Annotated in this window: 20 protein-coding genes and 1 pseudogene; 9 read left to right on the plus strand and 12 right to left on the minus strand. The window is 53.6% G+C overall.

Features of this window, described 5'->3' with window-relative positions; translation table 11 throughout:
- Window positions 1-215: 215 nt before the first annotated feature.
- On the minus strand, window positions 216-1226 hold the full coding sequence (locus NGM07_RS16315; RefSeq protein ID WP_253513455.1) for a Bug family tripartite tricarboxylate transporter substrate binding protein: 1011 nt from the start codon (window positions 1224-1226) through the stop codon (window positions 216-218).
- Between the two features lie 252 nt (window positions 1227-1478).
- Between NGM07_RS16315 and NGM07_RS16320 the strand changes: the two genes are divergently transcribed.
- A complete protein-coding gene (locus NGM07_RS16320) occupies window positions 1479-2522 on the plus strand; it encodes a zinc-dependent alcohol dehydrogenase (protein WP_253513456.1) in 1044 nt (347 codons plus the stop codon).
- 238 nt (window positions 2523-2760) lie between these two features.
- Here the strand turns inward: NGM07_RS16320 and NGM07_RS16325 are convergent, their stop codons facing one another.
- Entirely contained in the window at window positions 2761-3435 is a 675-nt protein-coding gene (locus tag NGM07_RS16325; RefSeq protein WP_253513458.1) for an MBL fold metallo-hydrolase, read from the minus strand.
- Window positions 3436-3643: 208 nt separating this feature from the next.
- Between NGM07_RS16325 and NGM07_RS16330 the strand changes: the two genes are divergently transcribed.
- The 4 genes from NGM07_RS16330 (at window position 3644) to NGM07_RS16345 (ending at window position 6997) form a co-directional block, all read left to right on the plus strand.
- Window positions 3644-4159, plus strand: a complete 516-nt coding sequence (locus tag NGM07_RS16330) for a tripartite tricarboxylate transporter TctB family protein (RefSeq protein WP_253513460.1) — start codon at window positions 3644-3646, stop codon at window positions 4157-4159.
- Entirely contained in the window at window positions 4159-5646 is a 1488-nt protein-coding gene (locus tag NGM07_RS16335) for a tripartite tricarboxylate transporter permease (protein WP_253513461.1), read from the plus strand. The genes NGM07_RS16330 and NGM07_RS16335 overlap by 1 nt, the downstream gene beginning before the upstream one ends.
- 542 nt (window positions 5647-6188) lie before the next feature.
- Window positions 6189-6617 carry a universal stress protein gene (locus NGM07_RS16340; RefSeq protein ID WP_253513463.1) on the plus strand — a complete coding sequence of 143 codons (429 nt, stop codon included), beginning with the start codon at window positions 6189-6191 and terminating at the stop codon, window positions 6615-6617.
- A 104-nt stretch (window positions 6618-6721) separates the two neighbouring features.
- A complete protein-coding gene (locus NGM07_RS16345; RefSeq protein WP_253513464.1) occupies window positions 6722-6997 on the plus strand; it encodes a hypothetical protein in 276 nt (91 codons plus the stop codon).
- Window positions 6998-7028: 31 nt separating this feature from the next.
- Here NGM07_RS16345 and NGM07_RS16350 read toward each other — a convergent pair whose 3' ends face one another.
- The 3 genes from NGM07_RS16350 to NGM07_RS16360 form a co-directional block, all read right to left on the minus strand.
- Entirely contained in the window at window positions 7029-7763 is a 735-nt protein-coding gene (locus NGM07_RS16350; protein WP_253513466.1) for a type I 3-dehydroquinate dehydratase, read from the minus strand.
- A gap of 532 nt (window positions 7764-8295) precedes the next feature.
- A complete protein-coding gene (locus tag NGM07_RS16355) occupies window positions 8296-9390 on the minus strand; it encodes a tyrosine-type recombinase/integrase (RefSeq protein ID WP_253513468.1) in 1095 nt (364 codons plus the stop codon).
- A complete protein-coding gene (locus tag NGM07_RS16360) occupies window positions 9387-9671 on the minus strand; it encodes a hypothetical protein (RefSeq protein WP_253513470.1) in 285 nt (94 codons plus the stop codon). Before NGM07_RS16360 ends, NGM07_RS16355 begins: the two co-directional genes overlap by 4 nt.
- Before the next feature lie 85 nt (window positions 9672-9756).
- Here NGM07_RS16360 and NGM07_RS16365 point away from each other — a divergent pair.
- Window positions 9757-10914, plus strand: a pseudogene (locus tag NGM07_RS16365) (DNA polymerase domain-containing protein); the annotation flags it as partial.
- 179 nt (window positions 10915-11093) lie between these two features.
- Here NGM07_RS16365 and NGM07_RS16370 read toward each other — a convergent pair.
- Window positions 11094-11309: a hypothetical protein gene (locus tag NGM07_RS16370; protein ID WP_253513471.1), complete on the minus strand. Its 216-nt coding sequence runs from the start codon at window positions 11307-11309 to the stop codon at window positions 11094-11096.
- A 427-nt stretch (window positions 11310-11736) separates the two neighbouring features.
- On the opposite strand from NGM07_RS16370, the gene NGM07_RS16375 reads away from it, so the two are divergent.
- Both NGM07_RS16375 and NGM07_RS16380 read left to right on the plus strand, forming a co-directional pair.
- Window positions 11737-12774 (plus strand): DUF7961 domain-containing protein, encoded by a 1038-nt coding sequence (locus tag NGM07_RS16375; protein WP_253513473.1) that lies wholly within the window; start codon window positions 11737-11739, stop codon window positions 12772-12774.
- Window positions 12775-12866: 92 nt separating this feature from the next.
- On the plus strand, window positions 12867-13817 hold the full coding sequence (locus NGM07_RS16380) for a DUF4268 domain-containing protein (RefSeq protein ID WP_253513475.1): 951 nt from the start codon (window positions 12867-12869) through the stop codon (window positions 13815-13817).
- 315 nt (window positions 13818-14132) lie between these two features.
- Here NGM07_RS16380 and NGM07_RS16385 read toward each other — a convergent pair whose 3' ends face one another.
- The 3 genes from NGM07_RS16385 to NGM07_RS16395 all read right to left on the minus strand — a co-directional run bounded on the left by NGM07_RS16385 (window position 14133) and on the right by NGM07_RS16395 (window position 16459).
- On the minus strand, window positions 14133-14984 hold the full coding sequence (locus tag NGM07_RS16385) for a DNA-binding protein (RefSeq protein ID WP_253513477.1): 852 nt from the start codon (window positions 14982-14984) through the stop codon (window positions 14133-14135).
- Between the two features lie 765 nt (window positions 14985-15749).
- Window positions 15750-16187, minus strand: a complete 438-nt coding sequence (locus NGM07_RS16390) for a type II toxin-antitoxin system VapC family toxin (protein WP_253513479.1) — start codon at window positions 16185-16187, stop codon at window positions 15750-15752.
- Window positions 16184-16459: a hypothetical protein gene (locus tag NGM07_RS16395; protein ID WP_368410211.1), complete on the minus strand. Its 276-nt coding sequence runs from the start codon at window positions 16457-16459 to the stop codon at window positions 16184-16186. The genes NGM07_RS16390 and NGM07_RS16395 overlap by 4 nt, the downstream gene beginning before the upstream one ends.
- Window positions 16460-17080: 621 nt before the next feature.
- Between NGM07_RS16395 and NGM07_RS16400 the strand changes: the two genes are divergently transcribed.
- Window positions 17081-18670, plus strand: a complete 1590-nt coding sequence (locus NGM07_RS16400; protein WP_253513483.1) for a GAF domain-containing protein — start codon at window positions 17081-17083, stop codon at window positions 18668-18670.
- Window positions 18671-19115: 445 nt separating this feature from the next.
- Here NGM07_RS16400 and NGM07_RS16405 read toward each other — a convergent pair whose 3' ends face one another.
- From NGM07_RS16405 to NGM07_RS16415, 3 genes are all read right to left on the minus strand, one after another.
- A complete protein-coding gene (locus NGM07_RS16405; protein ID WP_253513485.1) occupies window positions 19116-19820 on the minus strand; it encodes an SDR family oxidoreductase in 705 nt (234 codons plus the stop codon).
- Window positions 19821-20076: 256 nt separating this feature from the next.
- Window positions 20077-20652 carry a DUF7504 family protein gene (locus NGM07_RS16410; RefSeq protein ID WP_253513487.1) on the minus strand — a complete coding sequence of 192 codons (576 nt, stop codon included), beginning with the start codon at window positions 20650-20652 and terminating at the stop codon, window positions 20077-20079.
- Window positions 20653-21367: 715 nt separating this feature from the next.
- Window positions 21368-23266 carry a PAS domain S-box protein gene (locus NGM07_RS16415; protein ID WP_253513489.1) on the minus strand — a complete coding sequence of 633 codons (1899 nt, stop codon included), beginning with the start codon at window positions 23264-23266 and terminating at the stop codon, window positions 21368-21370.
- Between the last annotated feature and the right edge of the window lie 172 nt (window positions 23267-23438).

Here is a 23438-nt window from a genome sequence, read left to right on the forward strand (position 1 = left end):
TCTGGCGCTCTCGTTCAGGATGTTGTCTGGAATCAAATAAATATTGGAGTCCGTCAAAAAGGTTCGATGGGGACAGAATCTACCTGTTACCACCGTTGACTATCATACTCCTAAAAAACAGGGGACAGCACCATTCGAGCATTTTGGGCACTGTAGCACCAAAATGCACTACGGACAAAGGTCATACCTCTCCCTCGTCGACGTCGCTCAGGTGGTTACTGTTTCTTGATGCCGAGTTTGTCTACCAGGTTTCCGTAGTACTTGTACTGCTCGTCGAGGAACTTCTTCAGTTCTTTGGGGCCACGCTTGACACGGATGAATCCGTTGTTGCTCATGAACTCCTTGAACGCCTTGTCCTCGTAGACCGAGTTGTACACGTCCACGATTTTCTTTTGGCGGTCTTCGGAAAGCTCCGGGGGTGCAAAATGCGCCAGCCAGGAACCGATACGGATGTCGAGACCCTGGCTCGCTAACGTCGGGGTGTTCGGAAGCGACTTCACCTTCTTGTCGAACGCGACGCCCAGTGCGGTTAGCTTTCCGTCCTTGACCTGGGGTGCGACTTCAGCGGCACCCACCGCAGTACAGTCGACCTCACCGTTTGCGACGGCCGTCATTGCAGGCGCTGCACCATCGTAGCTGATGTGTTCGACTTTTACGCCTGCCTCGTCCGCGATGGCTGCCGCAGCCATGTGCCACGACGAACCGAATCCGGAGTTGGCCATCTTGAGCTTGTTCTTCTTCCCGTAGGAGATCCAATCATCGAGAGATTTGAACTGAGAGTCTTTTTTGACGACGAGTGCTGCCGGGAACTCAGTGTACTGCATAATCGGCGTGATATCGTCGGGACTGAGTTTGGCGATTCCGAGGTGTTCGAACAACGCAATTTCAGGTGCCGTACACCCAAGCGTGTGACCGTCCGGCTCGGCGTTTGCGGCGGCATTCATCCCGACGGAACCGGAACCACCGGTCTGGTTACTTACGTTCCAAGAGACATCGGTATGGCTCTTGGCAGCATCTGCAACGGCACGGCTGGTTCGGTCGGCACCACCGCCCGCTGCCCACGGAGCGATGATTTCAACCGGACGCGCCGGCCACTCCTGCTTGCCCGTAAGCTGTCCGAGACAGCCAGCAGTTGCCGCGAGACCTGACGCCCCGACGGTTCTTGCGAAGTTTCGTCGGCTGAGCACGGTTCGACGACTGGCTTTTTCACTGCTATCGCCTGCCATACTATCCTTCATGTTTGACCCAACATATTAAACCTTCGGTTAGGCGGACTGATTACCGTCAGATTCCGTCGATGGAGAAAAGTCATTTCAATGACTCGATGGCGATTACAAATGGAGGGAATTACCCGGATATGCCCCCAAAAACTCGCAATTCGGTCTTCAACCAGTCTGGATTCAACGGAATCAGGCGGTCAGAGCGTTAGCATATACCAATGCGAAACCTTATAATACGCCACAGCCGAGTTTTCGCGTATGCAAGGACTGGCGAAGACCAGCCATGAGTCTGGGAGTATGGAACTCATCACCGTCGATACTCCGGAGCCGAAGTCGAACGAAGTGTTGATCGAAGTGGACTACGCTGGACTTTGTGGGAGCGATGCTGGAATATATGAATTCAAATCGGCGTTCGAACGGATGGATACGCCGACGATTATCGGCCATGAGTACACAGGCCGAGTAATTGAACTTGGTGAGAACGTCACACGGTTCTCTCAGGGAGAACGTGTCGTTGAACGCCCCATTCATGGTTGTGGTGAGTGTTACCAGTGCCAGACCGGCATGGAAAACATCTGTCAAGATTCCCAACTGACGGGGATAGACCATAATGGGGCCTATGCAGGGTACATAATTGCGCCCGAGGATTCCCTCCAATCGGTACCGGGCGATGTCGATCCACGACATGCGGCGCTCGCTGAACCGACTGCGGTCTGCACACGCGCAGTCATCGAGAACTCCCGAGTTGATGCGGGCGACAGAGTTCTCGTCGCTGGACCAGGTCCGATTGGCCTTCTCACTGCACAGGTTGCAGCAGCAGAGGGAGCAACAGTTACCGTTGCTGGCGTCACTCCGGACACGAAGTACCGTCTACCGCTCGCGGAGAAACTCGGGTTTTCGGCGATCAACATCGAGGAGATGGACTTGGAGGCGTACCGTGAGGAATTCACTGATGGAATCGGGTATGATGTGGTCTTCGATACGACCGGTCATCCCTCGGGACTCACGATGGCCGCCGAGGAGGTCCGTAAGGGTGGACAAATCGTTATCGTTGGCCAACCGGGAGAAACAACACTGTCCTATACTCCGCTCGTTCGAGCAGAGGTAGACTTGCAGTGTTCCTACAGTGCAATGTATGAGGACTTCGAACGAGCATTCCGACTGAGCGCCTCGGGTGACATCGACCATGAGACGTTCCTTGACGACCGATTCAGTCTGCTTGACTCAGAGAAAGCCTTCAAGGCATTCTTGGCTGGTGAAACCTGCAAACCCATCTTCGATGCATCCTCTCTACGAGAGTGATGATTGCTTCGTGCATGTATCCTTAATTTAGGCAGATGACCATTCTCAGCACTTCGTTCTCAAGGGTGTTGGCGAAGCGGTCATCTCTTTGGTCGCTCTAGAATGCGTGAACGCACCATAATCCCACCTCTAAGGATATCTGAATGCTGAGAGGGAGAAATTGAGACTGGCTATGTACGTCTCAGTACTGCAGACGTCTAGCTGGCATTTCGCTTGAGGCGTGATTGGGAGCGACGAATCAGTTGTTCCGCGGATCCCACTCGTTCCATTCACGCTCTACGAGATAGTCGTCCAGTTTGCCCTTGGGGTTCTCGAAGACGTGTGAACCGTGGAAGACCAGCAGCGTAACGAAGTCGTGTTCGAGTAGATTGTAGAGGTTAAGCTCTGCATCCTTGTGATTGTCATTGAACAGTGCCGGAGGCGGAAGGAGATACCCTTCTGGAAGTCCGCCTCGGTCAGCACCGTCCAGAGCATCACCGGAGATGAGGATGTTTCTGTCTTTGAGGAGTAGCGCCGACGTCGCTTCTGTGTGCCCGGGTACCTGAATGACTCGAATGTTGCCTTCAAGGACGTCTCCATCCTCAAAGGCAATGTCAGGCTCGATGTCGAGGTCCGCCTCATCGAGGTGGTCGTAGAGTTTCGTCTCGTCCGCCGGCATTGCGAGTTCGGGCGAGAACGCCTCAACCACGTGAGCGAGTCCACCGTGGTGACCGTGATCGCCATGGGTAAGGATTACGCGGTCAACGGTTCCGTATTCGGCTCGAAGCGTTTCAACGAGTTCCTCGCCGTTTTCGTCGAACGCCGTGTCGATGAGTGTGATTTCCCCCTCCGCTGGCATATCTTCCAATACGAACACCCGAACGTGCTCGAACTGTATCTGGTCGATTCCCTCTAATACGTTATTTGCGCTCATCTACAACCGCCAGATATGAGACAATCCTAATTAAGGTCGTCGGTCCACTGACGGTTCTCGGGTACCTCACCCTAAGCGAGCACGACAGATGTAATAATAAACCAACTTTGTATCGATAAAAAGCACCGCGTTCCAATAACCAACTGGTGGGACCAGTACCTTTATACAACTACCATCCGTGATTTCGCAACACGAGCGTGAGACACTAATGATTAAAGGCTGGATAGGAGATGTAGCTGATCGGACTTCCGGAAGTTCAATCTCATCGAGTCCCTTGTCGCTGGGATTCATCCTCCTCTCGCTCGTGGTCATCTATACCGCGAGTACGTTCCCGGAGGAGGGCACCCTTGGTCCCGGTTTCTTCCCGATGCTCATTTCAGTTGGGATTATCGTCTTTGCCGCTATTGACCTCCTGAACGAGACGGAAACTGAACTGGAAATGACCGAACTCGACTTTAGATCGCCGGCTGTCGTGCTAGGGTTGCTTGTGGCCTACGTCTTCCTCATGCCCATTACCGGATTTTTAGTCGGGTCGATGCTGTTTCTCCCGGTGTTCCTTTACTATTCGAATATCCGCTCAAAGCCGACCCTCATCGCACTCTCGATAGGGCTTCCCATCCTGTTGTTCTACATCTTCGGCCGCATCTTCCTAGTGCGGCTACCTGAGGGAATCATTCCGTTTTCGAGACTGCTTCCACGGCTCCCGCTGGGGGTGATGTTCTAATGGTCTTCGAATACATTGTCCAGGGGTTCGTGAACGTCATGGACCCGTTCGTAATCGGACTGATGATCTTGGGAATCTCGTTAGGGATTCTTATGGGTTCCATTCCCGGAATGACGGCGACGATGACGATCGCCGTGTTGCTCTCATTCACGTTCACGATGGAGCCAGCACACGGAATGATGCTGCTCTTAGGTATCTATGGCGGGGCAGTCTATGCCGGGTCGATTCCAGCCATCTTGATTCGAACGCCAGGGACACCGTCGGCAGCAGCGACAATCTTCGACGGATATCCGCTATCCCAAAAGGGTGAAGCCGGACGAGCTATCCGGGTCAGCACGGTTTCTTCTTTCGTCGGTGGAGTGATAAGCGTCTTCGCATTAATGTTCTTCTCGCCTGTTATTGCGAACGCTGCACTCCGCTTTCGGTCACCCGAGTTTTTCGCACTTGCCGTCTTCGGACTCACGATTATCGCCAGTGTGAGCGGAGATTCCCTCACAAAAGGGATGATATCCGGCCTTCTCGGAATGCTCGTTGCATCCATAGGAATTGATCCAATCACGGGCTTCCACCGATTCACGTTCGATATCCCTGAACTTCTGACTGGTGTTGAATTCATTGCCGTGATGATAGGGCTGTTTGGGATCGCCGAAGGACTTCGTAAATATTCTGAAGGAATTGACGAGAACCAAGAGAAAGTTGACCAAGATATTTCGGGGCTGTTACCGTCGTTGTCGGACATACGGGCAATTGCCCCTGTTAGTACGGCGTCTGGTGTTCTTGGAGCGCTTGTCGGTGCTATTCCAGGTGCTGGAGGTGACATTGCAGCGTTCATCACGTACAATGAGGCGACACGGTGGCTCAAGAATGCAACCCCGTCATTCGGTGACGGAAACATTCGTGGTGTCGCTGCTGCCGAATCTGGTAACAACGCAAGTACCGGCGGTGCGCTGATTCCGACGCTTACGTTAGGTATCCCAGGCGACTCTGTCTCCGCAATTCTCATTGGTGCCCTGTTAGTTCACGACGTGAACCCTGGTCCAGGGCTCTACAAAGATGAACCAGTACTACTGTACACCATATTCGTCGGGTTCCTGATCATTTACGTCTTCATATTGCTCTTCGGACTTCTTGGCGCAAACTACTGGGCGAAGATCATCAACATCCCGAAGCAGTTCCTTTGGCCCATCATCCTACTGCTTTGTGTCATCGGCGCAATTGCCCTTCGTGGCAATCTCTTCGACGCATGGGTGATGCTCGGAGCGGGACTACTCGGGTACGTGATGCGCCTCCGTGGTTATCCGCTCGCACCGATGGTCCTTGGATTAATTCTTGCCCCAATCGCTGAGGTGAACCTGCGTCGCTCGCTTGCGCTTTCGGGCGGGTCACTTGATATCTTCCTCGGCAGTCCTCTTGCCCTTCTCATCCTACTGCTCAGCGTACTAACGATACTACTTCCGACTGCACGGGCACTTCGTGGAACGGCCTAATCACCCCCTTTGACCGAAGTCGGTCGTGTTCTTCGTATTTTAGCCACCTTGTAGAGGTTGTTGAACACTGAATACACTCAGTAAGCAATACTCTACGTACCGCCTTTTTACGGGCAAATCGGGTATCAATCTCAGTTGGCCTCTTGTTCTCACCTATTGCATCGAACTAGGTGGTACTGATCCTCCAGAGAGAATACTTCTACTTTTGCTCAATTGGAAGCGCCCTTATTTTCGCCTAGAACTATAGAAAATTCGACATCGGGGATGCAAACCAATTTCTAAGAAGGGTTTCAATAATGTCGAAACTCAGGCCCCAAATCACCTCTAAATAGGAGGAGAATTACAGTACTACTGGTGTAATAGAATAGCTCTAACACCCTCAGAATTTCAATAACGATGGAAACCGAATTTCCCTCTTCCTCCTTTTGGGGTCATTTTGATTCATTTGACGATAAGATGACTACAGACAGGGCGCGAGAAGACGTCGCTCGACACTCTGGAAGAGCAAAACTATATTGTGGTCCAGCGATAGATATGAACACATGGTGATTGTTGCCGCAGTTGATCGATCCGAGAAATCGTCGCTCGTTATTGACGAGGCAGCAGTATTAGCAGAGGCATTCGATGAGACGGTTCACGTTGTACACGCACTGACACGTTCTGAATTCCTTGACCTGGGTATTACCAGCGCGCAGGCAGACGAACCGAAGGACATGGAACAAATCCGGTCTGCAGCGGCAGAGATGGCAGAGAAGTCTATCTCCAGCCTCAGTGTACCTTACGAGACTGTTGGCTTGGTCGGAAACCCCGCAGACAAGATTATTCAGTACGCTGAAGAACAGGATGCACGGTATATCGTAGTTAGTCCTCGAAAACGCTCCCGGACCGGGAAAGTTCTGTTCGGGAGTGTTGCCCAGTCGATTCTGTTGAATGCCAGCTGTCCTGTCGTTTCTCAGATTGACGCCCAGTAAGAAGATGATCGCCAATCGTGAGTTCAAGTCCTGTGTAGGACGCTTTGAGGAATTCCCTTGTCACTTGGCGGTGGATTTATCACCATCTCGCTCCACTTTTGAACATGGTACGCTTCAAGGATAGAACCGACGAGGTAAAAGACGATCTTGAGGAGAAGCTTTCTGAGGCAAGAAACACGACGGTTTCGGCGTCTCTGGTAGAGAGTTCGCTCTCGGACAACAAACTTACATTCTCGATAGAGGCGGACATCCGTGAGCTATTCCCCGAACTCGACGACGACCAACGCTACAACGATATCTCTCTGGTCGAATTAAGAATCTCAACTATACCCGATGAGGAGTTTGCCAACTTAGAAGATTCGACCTTTCCTGAGTGCTAAAGAGGGCTGAACGAGGAAGATACGACCGCATTTATTCGATTTCTTGGTCGTCTGTAAGCATCGGATTCGTGATTTTGTCGTGAAGCGATGTCGGTGGGCAAGGCTCTTCTGAATCTTTGATGAGCTTTGCGAGTTCTTTGAGACTATACTCGTCGGAGCCAACGTTCCTTCCGGCTTCGTTCACTGGAGCATAGGCAAGCTTTGAGCCATATGCCGGTGCAATAACACGGGTATGGCGGCCAATTTCTCCTCTCGCGATTCCTCCAATTCGGATATCTCCGTTCGTTGCTTCGTTGATAATAGTGAGAAGGGTTAAAGCGTCATCTAGTTTTTGCGCTGTTGTTTCGATATATACAACGTCCCCGTACTCGGCAGCTTCCTTAACGATGGAGAGCAGTGTTAGACGTTTTTGAGTATCGGAGTAATCACGATATGAAACGATGATTTCGACATCGGTTTCTCGTAATGAATCGAGAATCTCTGGGTTTTTCTTGACAATATCATAGTTGATGTCTACCGCTTCAACGGAATCCAGTTTCGCTGCTTGCTCTATGTTCTCGATTCTGCGCTCAATGTTCAATCTACGTTCAGATTTGCCGTATCCCGCAGTAGCGATTATTGGGGTTTCGGCGCTGTACTTGTTCAGTTCCCTTATATCGTCTCTGTTATTCACCTCAAACGAAATAGCGTCGGCGTGCTCTCTCGCACCAATTTCTTCTGATAACTGATTTACCATCCCCGCAAGAACTAGCTCGGTGAAATCCATGCCCTGGAGTTGCAACTCAACGAATAAAAATGTTTTATCAAGCCCTTGCCACCCATCACAGGCTAAACGGGGAGGAAACTGTAGAAGACTAAAAAGTCATATTCTTGGCCGTAAATTTCCAGAATGAAACAGGAAAAATATACTATTATTGTACATTTATTCCCTCGACCTTCACGACTGCCCCTCCCTATATTAGCCAGACGTACTCTCAAGGCTGAAAAGTTTGGGCATTAAATAAAATTTAGTAATATCCAATTCCTAGCTAGATTAGGTTATTACCCCATTACTTCGTACTGCTCCACGTCGATTTCTTGTGGGCCACTTATATGAACTAGTTGTCAAGAGGCTGGTTTCCATTTCTTGGCTATGGAACACCCACATGCCGTTCATCAACTACGGGGACCAGCACATCTCCATCAACGAGGGCTCCCGGGAAATCCGCCTCATCCAGGAGAAGGGCGTCTCGCTCACTACGCGCGACCATGAGAGTGACTAAGCGAATGACGATGGGCGACGTGATGACCGAGCGTCGCTACAATAGCCGATAGATTTCTCGTCGATGTACCGATTCGATGTCCTCGTAGTAGGTGTGAATGTAGTCGTCGATTCCGGCCCGCTCCGTGATTGACTCGCTATCCGGCCGATCACCACGCATGTACTTCACTAACGGCCGAGGGAGGTCCTGTTCTACTCGCCAATATGACGTGAATCGGTGTCGGCCGTAATGGCTTGAGACAGGTCGGTGGTGTTCGGTTTCCGCGTACTTTGGGTGAAACACGTCACGCCAAATCTCACTAACTACTTTTCGTCGCAACTTGTTCCCTTTCTCGCTGAGGAATATCCACGGTTCGCCGCTATCGGGCCGAACGAGAAGGTACCGTGTGAGAACGTCTTGGAGTTCTGTATCAAGGGGCAGGACTCGGGGACGTCCGGATTTGTTTCCAAATCGGTCGTGAGGAATGTACACGGCATTCGGGCGTCCGTTGAGCATCCAGTGATTGCCGAGAGACTGGAAGTGTGTTTGGAGTTCCTCGTCTTGAAGGTTGAGTTCACCAAGGGGTAGATTACAAACCTCTGTTGCGCGGAGTCCCAATTTGAGCTGCATCAGGACAATCGCCAGATTGCGCAACGTCTTAACACGTCCGACGAAGTCTCGTAGCTCTACAAGCGGAATTCGTGGGAGCGGCTTCTGCTCTGGTGCATCCAGCGCTACCGTCTGCTTCACGATAGTGAACGGATTGTACTCCGAAGAGTGTGGGAAACTCGGTGAAGCCTGCCAGTATCGATAGACCTCCTCGAGTTTGCGGACTTTCTCTTTCACGGTCCCCGGGTGATTCCCCTTATCGTCGCGCTCATGGTAGATGAACGACCGTAAATGCTGTTCAGCCAAACACGCGGGGTGGCGGCCCTGTTCGTGCATGTGCGCTCGCCACTGTTTGAACAATCGATGGTAGCCAGCCCGCGTCCGTGGTGTGATACTCTTCGCATCTAGGACTTCATCTGCGAACAGGTCGAACGGGTCAATACCTGTTGCTTCGAACGTCGCCTCGTACTTGGCAAGAGGGTCAATTTCTTGACCGAAAGCTTCGGCGAGTCGCTCTTTGTCTGCGGAAAAATCATCAGTCATCGCGACCCTCCTCTTCGCTCAATTTTCTTGTCCCAAACACGACCTGCGTGTTCGAGGTTTGCGGCGACCATCAGAACGGGATGGTACAAATGTGGATGATTCGGGTGATTTTGGAGCCAGCCATAGAACCGCTCGATTTTCACCCAATAGGTGTTATAGGCTGTATCGAGCGAAACTTGTTCGAGCAGATTTCCAATCCATGCCTCAACATCGGTAGGACCGGCAAGTGCATGATGGCGTTCGCGCCAATCGAGGTGTTCTTTCCAGCGCCGGCCAGCCAACAGGTACTCCTCTCTTCCCCGGGTCGAATTGCATCTTTCAAGGATGTACTCTGTCAGGAATGTTCCGTAGGTATCTTCACCTTCCGCGCCCGATGTCGGCCTTCACGAGAACGTCCATGAGTTGGACTTCTCCTCGCTGTATCCGAACATCATCCGGACGCGGAACGTTAGCCCGGACAAGATTTGCTGTGAGTGTCATTCAGACCGCGAAGATGTCCCAGGACTCGGCTACAGCATCTGCGACGATCGAGGGTATCTGCCGGACGTACTGGCGCCGCTCATCGAGGACCGCGACGATATCAAGGCCGAGTTGCGGGAGACGGACGACGAACAGCGCCGCGAGGAACTCCAGGGCAAGTCGGACGCTATCAAGTGGATTCTGGTGTCGTGTTTCGGCTATCAGGGGTTCTCGAACGCGAAGTTCGGCCGCATCGAGTGCCACGAGGCTATCAACGCATTTGCCCGCGAGATTCTTCTGGACGCAAAGGAGGCGCTCGAGGACGGCGGGTGGCGCGTCGTCCACGGCATCGTCGACTCCATCTGGGTGACGCCGCGCGACGGCGAGGAACAGGAATCGCTGGAGACGCTCGCCGAGGAGATCACGGCAGACGTCGGGATTCGATTGGAGTACGAGTCGGCCTACGACTGGGTCGCGTTCGTCCCTCAGCGAACCAGCGACGCCGGGGCACTCACGAAGTACTTCGGGGCACTGGCGACCGACGTCGACGAACGGGAATTCAAGTACCGTGGCATCGAGATTCGCCAGCGGAGTACCCCGCCGTTCATCGCCGACGTCCAGGAGGACCTCGTTAGGGTTCTCGACGAGACGCGATCGCCGGAAGCGGTCTGCGACCGACTCCAGCGGGCGCTTCAGGAGCTTCGGACTGGCGAGGTTGATTCGGGCGAGCTAGTCGTTGAGCAGCGAACGTCGAAGAAGGCCGAACAGTACGCCCATTCGACGCGGACTGTCGCGGTGCTCGAGCGAGCGGCGGACGACGGCCCGGACATCCAGCCGGGCCAGGGCGTGGCCTACGTGGTGGTCGACGACTCGAAGCGGTCGCGAGAACGCGTCCAGTTGGCCGGAGAAGTCGACGAGTACGACGCGGAGTTCTACGCCGAGGAGTTGCTTCGGGCGGCCGAGAGTGTGCTCTCGCCGTTAGGCTGGCAGCAGACGGATATCGAGGAGTATCTTGCGGAGCGGACTGACGCTAGTCTTGGAGCGTTTATAGGCACCAGGTACTAGTACTAGGCTTCAAGGTCGGATAGGTGGTGAACCTTGGCAGAACAAACAAGTCCAGCTACGATGGCTTTTGAGGTGGCAGACCAGTTACGAACTTGGCTGGAAAGCACTTTAGAATCGTAGTTCGTCGCACTTAGCCCGCTAACTGTACACCGCAGTGATGTGCGTCAATAAGGTCAATATCACAACTCGTCGAGAGTCGACGGTGCGTCCTCACTCAGTATCCCCGAATTTTCTCCGTATTCGATCGAATCAAATCCACCTTCGAGTACCCCGAGGAACACTGGACCGCGGTTGGGTAGGCGTGTGATCATGTGGTCCGCATCGGTGACCGTGATCGTTCCTCCACCTTTCTTCTCGTGAACGTACTCTGCGGCGTCCTTGATGGCTGGTGTCACGATGTACCGACGAGAATTCCGACGACTTCTAAAAGGACGCCCTTCTGAGTCGACGCTGATTTGGTAACCGCCAAGCGGACCCTCGTAAGGGTCTCCTCGACTCAGCGACTCGGGGTCGGGGACTTCGGGCAGTTCGAACTCGTCAACTTCTGGGAGTTCGTCTTCTGTCGCAGGCCGTAAGGTTCCATCAATGGCGCTCTCGTTGGTTTCCCAGATATAATGATTCACTTCGGCGTTCGCGGTCCTGTCACAGGTTGTCCAAGCAATTATTTCCAGCTTTACTGAATCTATACTGAATTTACCAGCGAACCTGTGCTTTGAATAGTGGTGGTCCTCCCTCTCTTCGGCAAGTTCCTCTGCAATACAGATTGCAGTCCGTCATTGTCCAAGGGAAAAACACATTACAACATCAAATAATCTACCTGTAATGTACCTGTATACCCCAGACGAGATCGACAGAGAACGAGCAAACCATCAGGCGGTTATCCAAGGATGCGACGATATCGACGTCAAGCGAATTGGGAACCTCGGTGAACTTGCCTTCGAGCAGTTCTGCCGAGAGTATCTCCCGGTCGAGATGTGGGACTGGCAAAATGAGGAGGCTATCCGTCGCTGTAACCCCGAGAGTTTCTCCGGATATGATTTCGAGGTTTTTGGCTACGAAGTTGACGTTAAAACCTCACGAGATGTCTCTGCATTCCGGCCTGCAAACATTCTAGAAAACGATCCTGACGATGACATCATCGTCATGGTCTGGCATCGCGACAACGAAGATGCACTCATCCTCCTCGGCTGGGAACACACTGAGACACTCAAGTCGAAGGTTCGTACCCAAGCTGCATATTCAGGTGATGAGCCGGAGAAACTCGCCCACCTTGCTGCTCGCCCAATGAACGAGCTACACGATTTAGGGCCGAACACAGCCCACATGAACCAGAAACCAGAGAACCCGTTCAAACCGGGTAATCGGGTGGTGAAAGCTGGCGATGATGATGCGTCTGTGGCAGTCGTCATAGAAGTTCTCCCGCCAGAGCAAGACGTCGATCTCTATGGCCAGACGATGGATGGCGAAGCCGTTAAAGTCGCGTTCCCCAGCACGCTCGACGAAGGGCCTGGAAACTGGCGTGAAATTCACCCCGCTAAGCTCGCCTCTTACTGTGACGACCAAGATATCAGGCTCTACACGTACAAACATACAAACCTCGAGTATCCGGAGAACCCGTTCACCCTGGGGGATTACGTCATAAAACCCGATTATGATGATCCGGATTTAGCCAAGGTCGTTGAAACTGCACCAGATGAGCCGGAAAGAGATGTGAGCATTGCGTTTGTCCATCATCTCGACAAGGAATTAGGCGACCAGAGCAATGTCCCTTCTGCAGAACTCGGTGTTCAGTGTGAGGAATCCGGCATCAAACTTTATTCCTACAATCACACAGAATTGAGTTTCAAACCTCAGTATTAACCAGGGGAGCATATTCTGCTGAGACAGCACTGTCTCGCAACTTAACCTATCACCACGACCCTTTACATTGCTAAACGATGATATGTGGGATAATGCCCGAGTTCACTCCCTTAGTATCACAAGATGTTCGCGACTATTGGAGCCACGAAGAGCAAGAATTTACTCCGTGGCTTGCAAGGGAAATCGAAGCCGAAGAGCCCTCGAATCTGGAAAATACTCTGGGTCTTGATCTGGAGGTTCTTGAACGCGAGAAGAACGTCGGCAAGTACAACGTTGATATCTACGGCCGGGTCGCCGACGATGGGCGTACAGTGATTATTGAGAATCAGCTCACGGTGTCAGACCATGATCATCTCGGGAAAGCTATGGCCTACGCCGCTGGGGTTGATGCGGATATCATCGTATGGATTGCGCCTCGTTTTAACGACGAGCACACAGACGCCTTTCAGTGGCTCAATAGCAACAGTCGAGAGGGAATCGATTTCTTTGCAATTCGCCTCGAGGTCTGGCGCATCGGTGATTCGGACCCTGCCGTTCGCCTGAATCCAATTGAGGAACCTAGTGAGTGGAAGGAAAAGGCAAAACGAACGAGCGATGAACTCTCAGATCGTGACAAGCGTCGAGAGGAGTTCTGGACGGAACTCCGAGATCGAATCAACTCCCGACCAACCTCGCTACGCGCCCGGAAACCACGGCCACGACATCATTACAGTAATCCAATTGGGAAAGCCGGATTCCACATGTCATTTGCCGTCTACCCGGACGAGCACGAGCTCTGTATTGCCCTTATTATCGAGGACGATGCCGATGCCTACTACGAATTAGAAGCCTACCGGAGTGAAATTGAAGGCGACTTCGACGAGCCACTCCTATGGATAGAGCCCGAGGAGACCAGAAGCGGAAATATGCGAAGTCGAATTGAACTCCGGACTAATGGCCATCTCGAGAATCGAGACAAGTGGGATACGTACCTCGACTGGTTTATAGAGAATGGTGAGCAGTTCCACGAGACATTTGGAAATCGGATTCAACAGCTCAATTGAAGAGTACGTCGAAGTACTACAAAGTCAATTGACTATCTGATTACCTTCCTTATTGCAATATACGTTGGGGGGTTACCCTTCTTGCTATATTATAAATATCGGGTGGAGAAGTAATTGGTAATGAGTTCAATACGTGCTGTCCAAGGAGGCCAGCGACCGATAAACGTTCTTGCCTCAAACATGTAGTCCATCATCCGATGAGGTTGTGGCTGCCGGCCTCCCGATGTCATCGGGAGGCCGGGAGCGGTGGGTGGGGAGGCGGGCGTGGGTGGATGGTTTCGAAAAGACAGCAAAGAGTGGAGTATCGCTATTCCTTCACCGACCGCGTTCGGGGAAATTCACGGTGCTCCAGCCAGTCAGAGCCACTGAGCATCGTCCTTCGTACCAATTTTTGGCCACGCTTCGGAACTCGACCTGCTCACCTTCTCGCACGATTGGCGCCCTGCTCTTGTGCCACACCGTGAACCTGATTCGTCCCGTCTCGTCCTCTATGAGCCCAACTTGCGCTATCTTCGGGTGGGTGGCTTGCCAGAGGACTTCCACAGTCCCGTGAATGCTCACCTCTCGTCGATTCACTTCCCCAACCTTCGCAATCGGAATCACGTACCCGGGTTCCGTCTGGAGCTCTTCGTGAACACCGACGACCGCGCTGAGCACACTCGCGCCGTCCACAACACGCTCGGCCAACCGCCGACTGATGGCCGCTCTCGACCACCTTGGTAGCTTCTCAGCGATTCGCACCGTCTGCTGGTTCACCGCCGCCAGTTCCTCTTGCGAAAGCATTTCCCGCGGGTCATCCTGATCTGGGTGTTGCCACGGGTCGACGCTCGCCGCTCGCTTCTCGAACTCGGTGCGTCGCTCGACACTCCCCTTCTCGACTTCGGCTCTCGTCCGTGCTTCCCGGTCTGAGTCCTGGTCTCTGTCCATTCGCCGTCGCGTCCGTTCGAGTTCCCACTCGCGTGCCAACAGTCGCTCTTCGGCTTCGAGGGCGAGTCCGCGTCCGACGCCTTCGGGGTGGTTCAGGTCGACCTTCGCCTGAATCTCCAACTCGACCGTCGCTTCGAGTTCCGGGGTCTCCTCGACGTCCGGGAACCGCTCTGCGTCCGCCCAGTCTCGTTCCTGTCCATCGACCCAACGCTCTTTACCGATTGTGTTCGTAGTAGTCATTGGAATCCCTGAGATTCCGAAGGCGCGCCCACTACCGCGTCTTCTGCGAGACTCACCACTACATGAGTCACAACTCGGCTCTGTCCTGCTCCTCGTCTCCTGCGCTCTCGCTCGCGCCTTCGGTGCTGTGTGGGCGCGAGCGAGAGCAGAAATAGCCAGACAGACGAGCACGCGCGCCGACCCGCCTGGAGCAAGCGACCAACTTTAAGCCGTTTTCGCGTCCGGCCCGGAGTGCGGGACCGTGTCCAGTGCGACGGTCGCGAGTACGGCGAGCCGCGTAGTGGCTCGGCGCACGCAGCGGCCCAAAGTACTGGAACGCGAAAGCCCGCGAGGGGCGCAACCGAAAGCGCGCTTAATGCTGGCGTCGAGACCAGACGCCCGGAACGGCCGCAGGCCGCACGCCCGGAATGGTCGGTCGCGAGCGCGGCGGAAGGCGGCATGCGGCGCGCGGGCGTACGCTGCGTCCACACCCACTCGAACAGCGAGTGACGGAGCCCGACCTATCCACGGGGTGGGACTGAAAGGGGCCGGCCGCTCGCGCTTGCGTGGTCGGCTCAGCGACCCCTATCCGCGTGGCGGTTGCGCGGATATGTCGCTGAGCGACCGTCTCGAGAGCGGAGCGAACGAGACCTCGCCAGTCGCAGCCCGCGCAGCGAAGCGAGCAGGACCGTCTGGCGGTGGCGAGCGGGCGGGGGCTTTCGGGGATGTGTACTGCGCGGTCTGGTCAGGAAGATCCGTTATCGGAGAAGTTGGAAGTTTGGCAGATCACTCGGTGAACGTGTTTGGATCAGTTCGGTCGTAGATACCGTCGAAGTCATCGTCGAAACTCGCGATGGTATCGATATCTCGGACGTGGCAGTGTGCCACGGTCGTCGCGTCCGTGAAGCTGAGTTCGTGATCGTCGTATGTCTCGAAACACTCGTATGCCGCATCGAAGATATCGGGGGTGACTGGCTCGAAGGTGATGACGTCCGGGTAGGGGTCGTTTCCAAGAAGCCGATTTGCCAGTGAAATGGCTGGCGCGACATCGTGCGTTCGCTTGCGAGTGAGAGTCACGGCTTCGTCGAAGATATAGTCGTTCGTGTAGGGTTGTCCGAGCTCGCCGTCCAGAACATGGTCGAAGAAGGTGCGTGCAGCGTCGTGGCGCGCGGCATCGGTGTCGTGATGGGCGTAGAAGACACCCGTATCGATGAATACGCTCATCCGTAGAGGATATCGTCGATGTCGTCCTCGGTGGTTTCTTCGCCGGACGCAATTGCGCCTTCGTGAAACGCTTCGTGTGCAGCATCGTCGACGGGAACGCGGGACTCACGGAAGGATTCGATAAACTCGTCTTTTGATGCAGTTGCATCTTCGACGAGCCGTTCAAGGATTGCTTGCTGGGTCACCTGTTCACCGGTCTTCAAGCGGATTTCTGCCTGGAGACGCTCAAGCCGTGACTTCGTCTCCTCGTCCATCTTTACTGACGTGGCCATACGCTCAGTAGTATCTTCTACTGAATAGCTCTTTCTACCAACTCGATACCGGGAGTGACAGTGAGGTATCCTCCGGTGGCGACGGCCAGGGGCTTTCGAGAAGCGCTTGCCGAATCAGAACGAACGAGCGTACACCATCGACGGACTCGCAATGTGAACCAATTAGGGAAACCGTCACGAGACGGTGTTCTCTACAGCCCGAGAATCTTACCGCACGATCTCCTCGCCGTAGAGCGGTGTCTCGAAGTAGTGGTTTCGCGGACTCGCACACGTAAGCAGCGCATGTTGGGTGCCATGACCTGTAACAGACGCACCTTCATCGAGTCGGTCGGAAGCACAGTTGGAGCAATTACCGTCTACGGTAGCGTCGGCATCGCCACGGCCGCAAGTGCATATACCAAGCACAACTGCTACGGCTTCGATTACTGGCGGTACATCCCCAGTGGGGTCGTGCGGGAGATCTCCGCATCGTCATGCTCCACGGCTGTTCACAGAACCGAAAACCGACAGAAGGTGTCTGCTTCGGCCTGTACTGAAAAAGGTGGACTCGCCATATGACCTCTAGGACCTAAATATCCGACTTCCAAAGTTACAAAACAGTCCACTATTGTCGTTTCAGTAATGAAACGATTCCTGAGTGCATGGGGTGGACCCGTACTGGTCTTTGTTCTCGGCGGGAGTTTGACGCTATTTCATCTTGCGCACGTGATTGCAGACGGTGAATCGCTTCGAACGATCGCTTTCGGAATTCTCGTCCCGTTGTTGATGAGTCTCGGTGTACTCCATGGCGGTGTGTGGTTATACCGGAACCGAAGTGCGTTCGACACGGCTGCGAGTCGTCGCGTCGGAGTGTGGTGTCTCATCGGCGTGGTGGTCTTGAGCCTGAGTGCGCTGCTCACCATCCTCTACCAGCGTTTCCATGGCGTCTATATGGACGATCAAGGATTCGTCGTTCTCAATGCGGCATCATTTGGTGCGCTCATCGGCCTCGTTATCGGCCTCTATGATTCTCGACACCACCATCAAAAGCGGGTGATTGAAACTCGTGAGCAGGCACTTCAGGACCTCCATGGAACCACGAGAAATCTCATCCAGACGTCCGACCGGCAAGCGATCGCCACGCACGCAGTCGACGCGGCACGTGACATCCTTGAGCTTCCACTCAACGCCTGTTGGTTATACGATGAGACGGCGAACATATTGACGCCCGTCGCTGCCACCGACGAAGGAGACGAGCTAGTCGACGAACTCCCCACCTATACAGCGAATGAAAGCCTGTCGTGGAAGGCATTCGAGACGGGCAAAGTCATGGTTTTCGACGATGTCCGCGATGCACCAGGTCGGTATCGGTCGGACACCCCGATTCGGAGTGAGATCATCCTCCCACTCGGTGACTACGGAGTAATGAACATCGGCTCAACTGAGGCCGGTGCCTTTGACGAGATGGACATCTCGCTGGGGCGGATTTTGGCAGCGAATACCCAAACGGCATTACAGCGCGCCGACCGCGAACAGCAACTGGCTGTAGCCCGTGATCAGACGAAGCAGTTGAACCACCAGCTCACGGTTCTGAATCGTGTCTTTCGCCACGACCTTCGGAATGCAGCGAACGTTATTCAAGGCCATGCCAACCTGCTCGTTGCGGACACGGACGGTGAAACAAATAGTGCAGAGACTATCGCCGAACAAGCCACCGACCTAGTTAGGATGGGCGAGCAGGTCCGAGACATCGAACGACTGCTTCAAAACAATAGGCACGAACGCCAAATCGTCGATCTCATCGAGGTCATTACGACCCAACTTGAGCGTGTCCAACGCGATTATCCCGTGGCGAAAGTCGATGGACCAACAGGTGAGTGCGCGGTGTACGCCCATCCACTCATCGATTCTGCAATCTTCAACGTGATTGAGAATGCGGTTGAGCATAGTACTGAGCGAGAACCGCGTGTAGAGGTCACGATTGCGGATAGCGAGGACCATGTGACGGTTCAAATCGCAGATAATGGCCCCGGGATTCCCGACGCCGAAGTTGGAGTGTTAGAACGGGGGTATGAGACACCGCTTGAACACACGAGTGGGCTTGGTCTCTGGTTGGTGAACTGGATTGTGAACGAGTCTGACGGTGAGGTGTCGTTCCACGAGAAGTCAGATGGTAGCGTCGTGTGTCTGCAGTTCGAGAAGGCGAATTCAGCGACAAGCCCAGATGATTGAATCGTGCAAGACCGAGGCTCTCGCTAGTTAAACACGGAGTATCGAAGGCCAACGTATCCATTGGGTGGGACTGAAAGGGGCCGGCCGCTCGCGCTTGTAGTAGTCTCAGCGACCGCGAGCGGCCGGGGGATTTCGAAGATGTGTACTGCTCCGTTTGGTCGGAACCACCCTGTATCGAAGAAGAAGGGAACGCTGTGAGTCACTCGGTAATCGTATTCAAATCAGTTCAGTCGGAGATCGAGTCGAAGTCATCGTCGAAGCGCACAATCGTACCGATGTCGTGATTCGGCCATTCGAAAAAGTGGTGAGACTGAGAAACAGGAACACACCACGATGGCGCTGTTGAAACCCAAAGCGTGAGCGGGATGGCGTGCTGAATACAGCGGGTATAGTCACTACGGCGTACAGATGCGGTAAAACGAGACGCTGGGAACGTCTGCAGTATCTATACGGACGCTGTAAGCCCCCCATCGACGCGAATATTCTGGCCGGTGATGTAGCTTGAAGCAGGTGAGAGTAGGTACGCGACCGCGTCCGCAATCTCTGCGGTCTGTGCCGGTCGTCCCATTGGAATTTGATTCCTCGTGTCTTTATCTACGTCGTAACTATCGACGAATCCGGGTTGTACCGTGTTCATCCGAATTCCATTCGCTGCGTATCGGTCAGCGTAGAGCTTGGTGAAACTCCCAAGGCCAGCCCGAAGCACCGATGATACGGGAAATGAACTCGACGGTTCGAATGCCGAGAAGGTAGAGATATTCACAATAGACCCATCACCTTGTTCTTCCATAATGGGTGTGATGAGTCGAGCCATCCGGACGGTATTCAACAGAACGAGGTCTAACCCCTCGTGCCACTCCTCGTCAGAGATGTTGAGGAGGTCACCGGACGCCGGATGTCCAGTGTTGTTCACCACGGCGTCAATACGCCCATAGCGCTCATACGTCGTTTCAACGAGTGCTGCCAAATCATCAGGATTCGTCACCGAGCCTTCAAACCCATCTCCACCGAGGTCGTTCGCAACCTTGACGGCGCTCCCTGACCGTGACAACAGAACCGGCGTGTATCCATCCTCGTGTAATCGCCGGGCACAGGCTTCCCCGATACCGCTTCCCGCAGCGGTAACTACTGCGATTTTCTTTTCAGTCATGCAACTACGTGCCTTCTACCGTGACCGCGCTCATTAATACACCGCGACGCACACCGGCTACGAGTTCTCCTTTGGTCGCCTTTCGTCACTTGCGCGTGTCCTTCCTAGCAGTACTGGCTGAGATGGTATCCATGCCAATATGCGGTCTATCAGCACCTGCTTCTGACAACTCCACGGCAAGATAGCTTGAGCGACCAATATGGTATTCTCATTACGGGGTGGGAACGAACCGACACCCTTGCCAGTAGTTTCACGCTCACTTTGAAGAGAAGTCAATGACATCGTCCATTAAGCTCTGAAGTATGGCTACTGTCTGTGACTCATGTGCATCGGAGTCAATTCGGTAATACGCGTGACCATCGACGCTTTTGACTCGGCCAATGAGCACGTGGAGGAATCGATAGGCCTTGTTCAGATCGACAAACTGCAAGAGCGAGGTCAACGAATTGAAATAGACGACGATATTGCGGTCGGTTTCTGCCCAGCGTTCCAGATACTTACTGATTTGAATGCATAGACCAGTTAGGTCGGCTGGATTCCCAACAGCATCGAGAAATCCTAATGATGTGGTTGTCGTTGACTTCGAAGTTGTAGCGGCAGACCGCGTGATTTCACCGACATGAATGAAGCCGAGGTCAGCGGGTTGCTGCCCGCCATAGGATTGCCAGTCCGCAAACCACTTATCTGGTCCATCTCGATAACTGATAACGAGGAGATTTGTCTCTTCAGGTCCAGTCTGAGTTAGTATCTCGTAGATTTGTGTCTCAGCGTCTCCATCAAGGGTAGGAGCGCATAATAGCGTATTCCTAACCGCATGAGGAGACTGACGCATAGGCAAACCTATCTAGAATATTATTTAAAACTATCGTCATATGCTGTCGGTGGGGTGATAAACACGCTGGATTACTCGCTCCTGAGGCCTCCACCCGTCGTCGGAGAGCGTATTTACTACTGCGCAACATTGAGTGTGATATGATGCCCAAATCGTTTTTCCACGTCGCATTGAAGGTCCGCGACATCGACGAGTGTGTTGGATTTTACCGCAGGCACTTCAATGCGTAAAAAAGTCTAATTATAGATGCAAAAATAGGTGGCGTAATTGGTAACGATTTGTAGGCCACCTTCGTCAATTACGCCATTATAAATATCCCTCGCGCACTAGGTCGTGATGCGAGCTCTAAGTAGAACGGAGTATGGCAGAAAATACCAAACAGTTTTAACGGTGGTATTTGGAACCGTACATTGACAGAATGGCAGGCAGATACGTTCTCGTTCCTTCTACTCACCCAACTACGTCGGACTGTTATCATCAACCTCACGACCACGGTGAGTCCCAGCCGTATTGTACACCGTCGGCGACGTACGAACGTATCTCGCTTCAGACGGCCCTCACGCTCGAATTACGACCGTGCCAGCGGTGTGCCCACAAGAACGGATCTAGTCCGAATGCAGATGCTGATACTACTTGTCCATTCTGCACGGAAGAGGTCATGAAGACCCGACTACCACATCACTTACAAAACTGTCCGAAGGTACCATAGCAAGAATCACGATTCTTCTCGGTCCACGGTGTTGACGTTTGTGAACTCAAAGCGGGCCCCTCCTGTTGCACTTTCAGTGACCGAGTACTCCCACCCATACGCATCAGCAATTTGAGCCACGAGTGTTAGTCCTAGACCAGTTCCTTGCGTGTCCGAGGAGAATCCTGCCTGAAATACCGCCTCACGCTCGTCCGCCGGAATTCCTAGTCCATTATCTTCGACAAAGAAGCCATCGTCGAGATCGCCGACGCGGATTGTCACCGATTCGCCGGCGTGTTCGATGGCATTCCGGAAGAGGTTCTCGAATAGGTGACGGAGGTAGGTCGGTTTTCCATGGATGGCCTGCGTGGTGTCGACAATCAGTTCTGCACCGTTAGTCGCTGTCGTTGACCATGCTTCCTCGGCCTGAGTAACGAGGGTGACCGTCTCAGCCGGCGGTATCTTATCGATTCCCTTAGAGAGCATCATGAGGATGTCGATGGTGTCTTCGATCCGTGTGAGCGCCTCGTTCACCTCGTTGAGTGCACGCCCATCACCGTCAGCAATCTGTTGGAGGTAGATTTGTGCAATCTGAAGGGGGTTTCGGAGTTCGTGTGCCAACATACTCGCAAAGCTCTTTAAACGGGCATTCGACTCCTCAAGTTGTCGCTGGTACTCCATGCGATCAGTCACGTCTTGGACCACAAGCATACCGGCAAAGACCTCGTTGTCGGCGTCCCTGATCGGAAGGGTGTAGGCCAACAGATGTCGGTCATGGTACTCAACTTCGAACGAATTCGCCTCGCCCTCGAGCGCAGCGTAGAAATGCGGTTCGACCTCTTCGACGAGCTCGTCCGGATAAATCTCGTGCACACTACTGCCGATGCGGTCTTCCGGATTGAGGCCGGTTGCCTCTACGAGTTGGCCTCCAACAGCGGTATAGCGCAGATTCTGGTCGAACAGTCCGACTGCGCCGTTCGGAAAGTTCTCGACAAGTGTTCGGTAACGCCGTTCGCTCTCTAGGAGCGCCCGTTCACGTTCCTTCCGCTCGGTGATGTCCCGAACGACGCCGATTCGCTGGTACGCACTATCCGCGGCGTCGGGAAGCATTGCAAACGTTCCTTCGACAGGGATGCGATCCCCGGTAGCCGTCTGTAATTCGGCCTCGATCGTGGGGTTGTCGACTTCTCCTTTGAGCATCGCGGTTCGCATCTCGGACCCCTGTTGTAATACCTCCTCGTCGATAACTAGCGTAGCATAGGACCCGAGCAGCTCATTACGGGAGTAGCCGGTCATCTCGCAGTAAGCCTTGTTAACCGTCGTGAACCGACCGTCTTCGTCAATCGCATAGACGCCGTCGTTGACTGTCTCGACGATTTTGCTCTTCAGAGCCTCCTCGTCGTGGAGGTGGTGTGCCGTCCGTTCGTCGATTGCGGTCGACAGAAGGTTTGCAACGCTTTGGACGAACTCCGCGTTATGGTCTGCAAAATCGTGCTCTTCCGACGTGAAGACCCCTAGTATTCCCCACGGATTGTCCGTGTCGCCGATACTAACGGTAACCCCACCAACTACCTCGGTAGTGGCGAACACCTCCGAGTCCAAAAGGTGTGACCTATCTTCGTCGTCAATAACGATGATCGGCTCTGCGGAGGTAAGTACGTCCTCAAATCCCGAGTCGCAATCTATGTGAATAGTTGCGGTCCCGACGAGCGCTTCGGCCCACCCGACGCCTTGCCTGAGATGCAGTACGTTCTTATCGGGGAGTAGTTCGAAGACCCCGCAGTAGGTGGTATCAAGGGTCTGGGTAATGGTACTCGCCGCATCACGCAGTAGCTGATCAAGATTGTCGGCTTCAATTGCCCGTTGCCCAAGCTTCGTGATGACCTCTCGGTGGCGACGTAGGTCTGTTTGATTGGGCACACTCACTTTGAAAGGTGTATCCACTCCGCGTAGATAAACCCGCGCTTTCAGGGCATCCGCAACGGTATCTCTACTACATCAATGGATTATTCAATTGTCTGTCAAAGGAATATATGTCTTGGGTAGTTAGCAACCATTGGATTAGGAGTGCTATCGGCCAACGTTGTTTTGTCCTAGC

It is taken from the genome of Halorussus vallis, from assembly GCF_024138165.1.
GTDB lineage: Archaea > Halobacteriota > Halobacteria > Halobacteriales > Haladaptataceae > Halorussus > Halorussus vallis.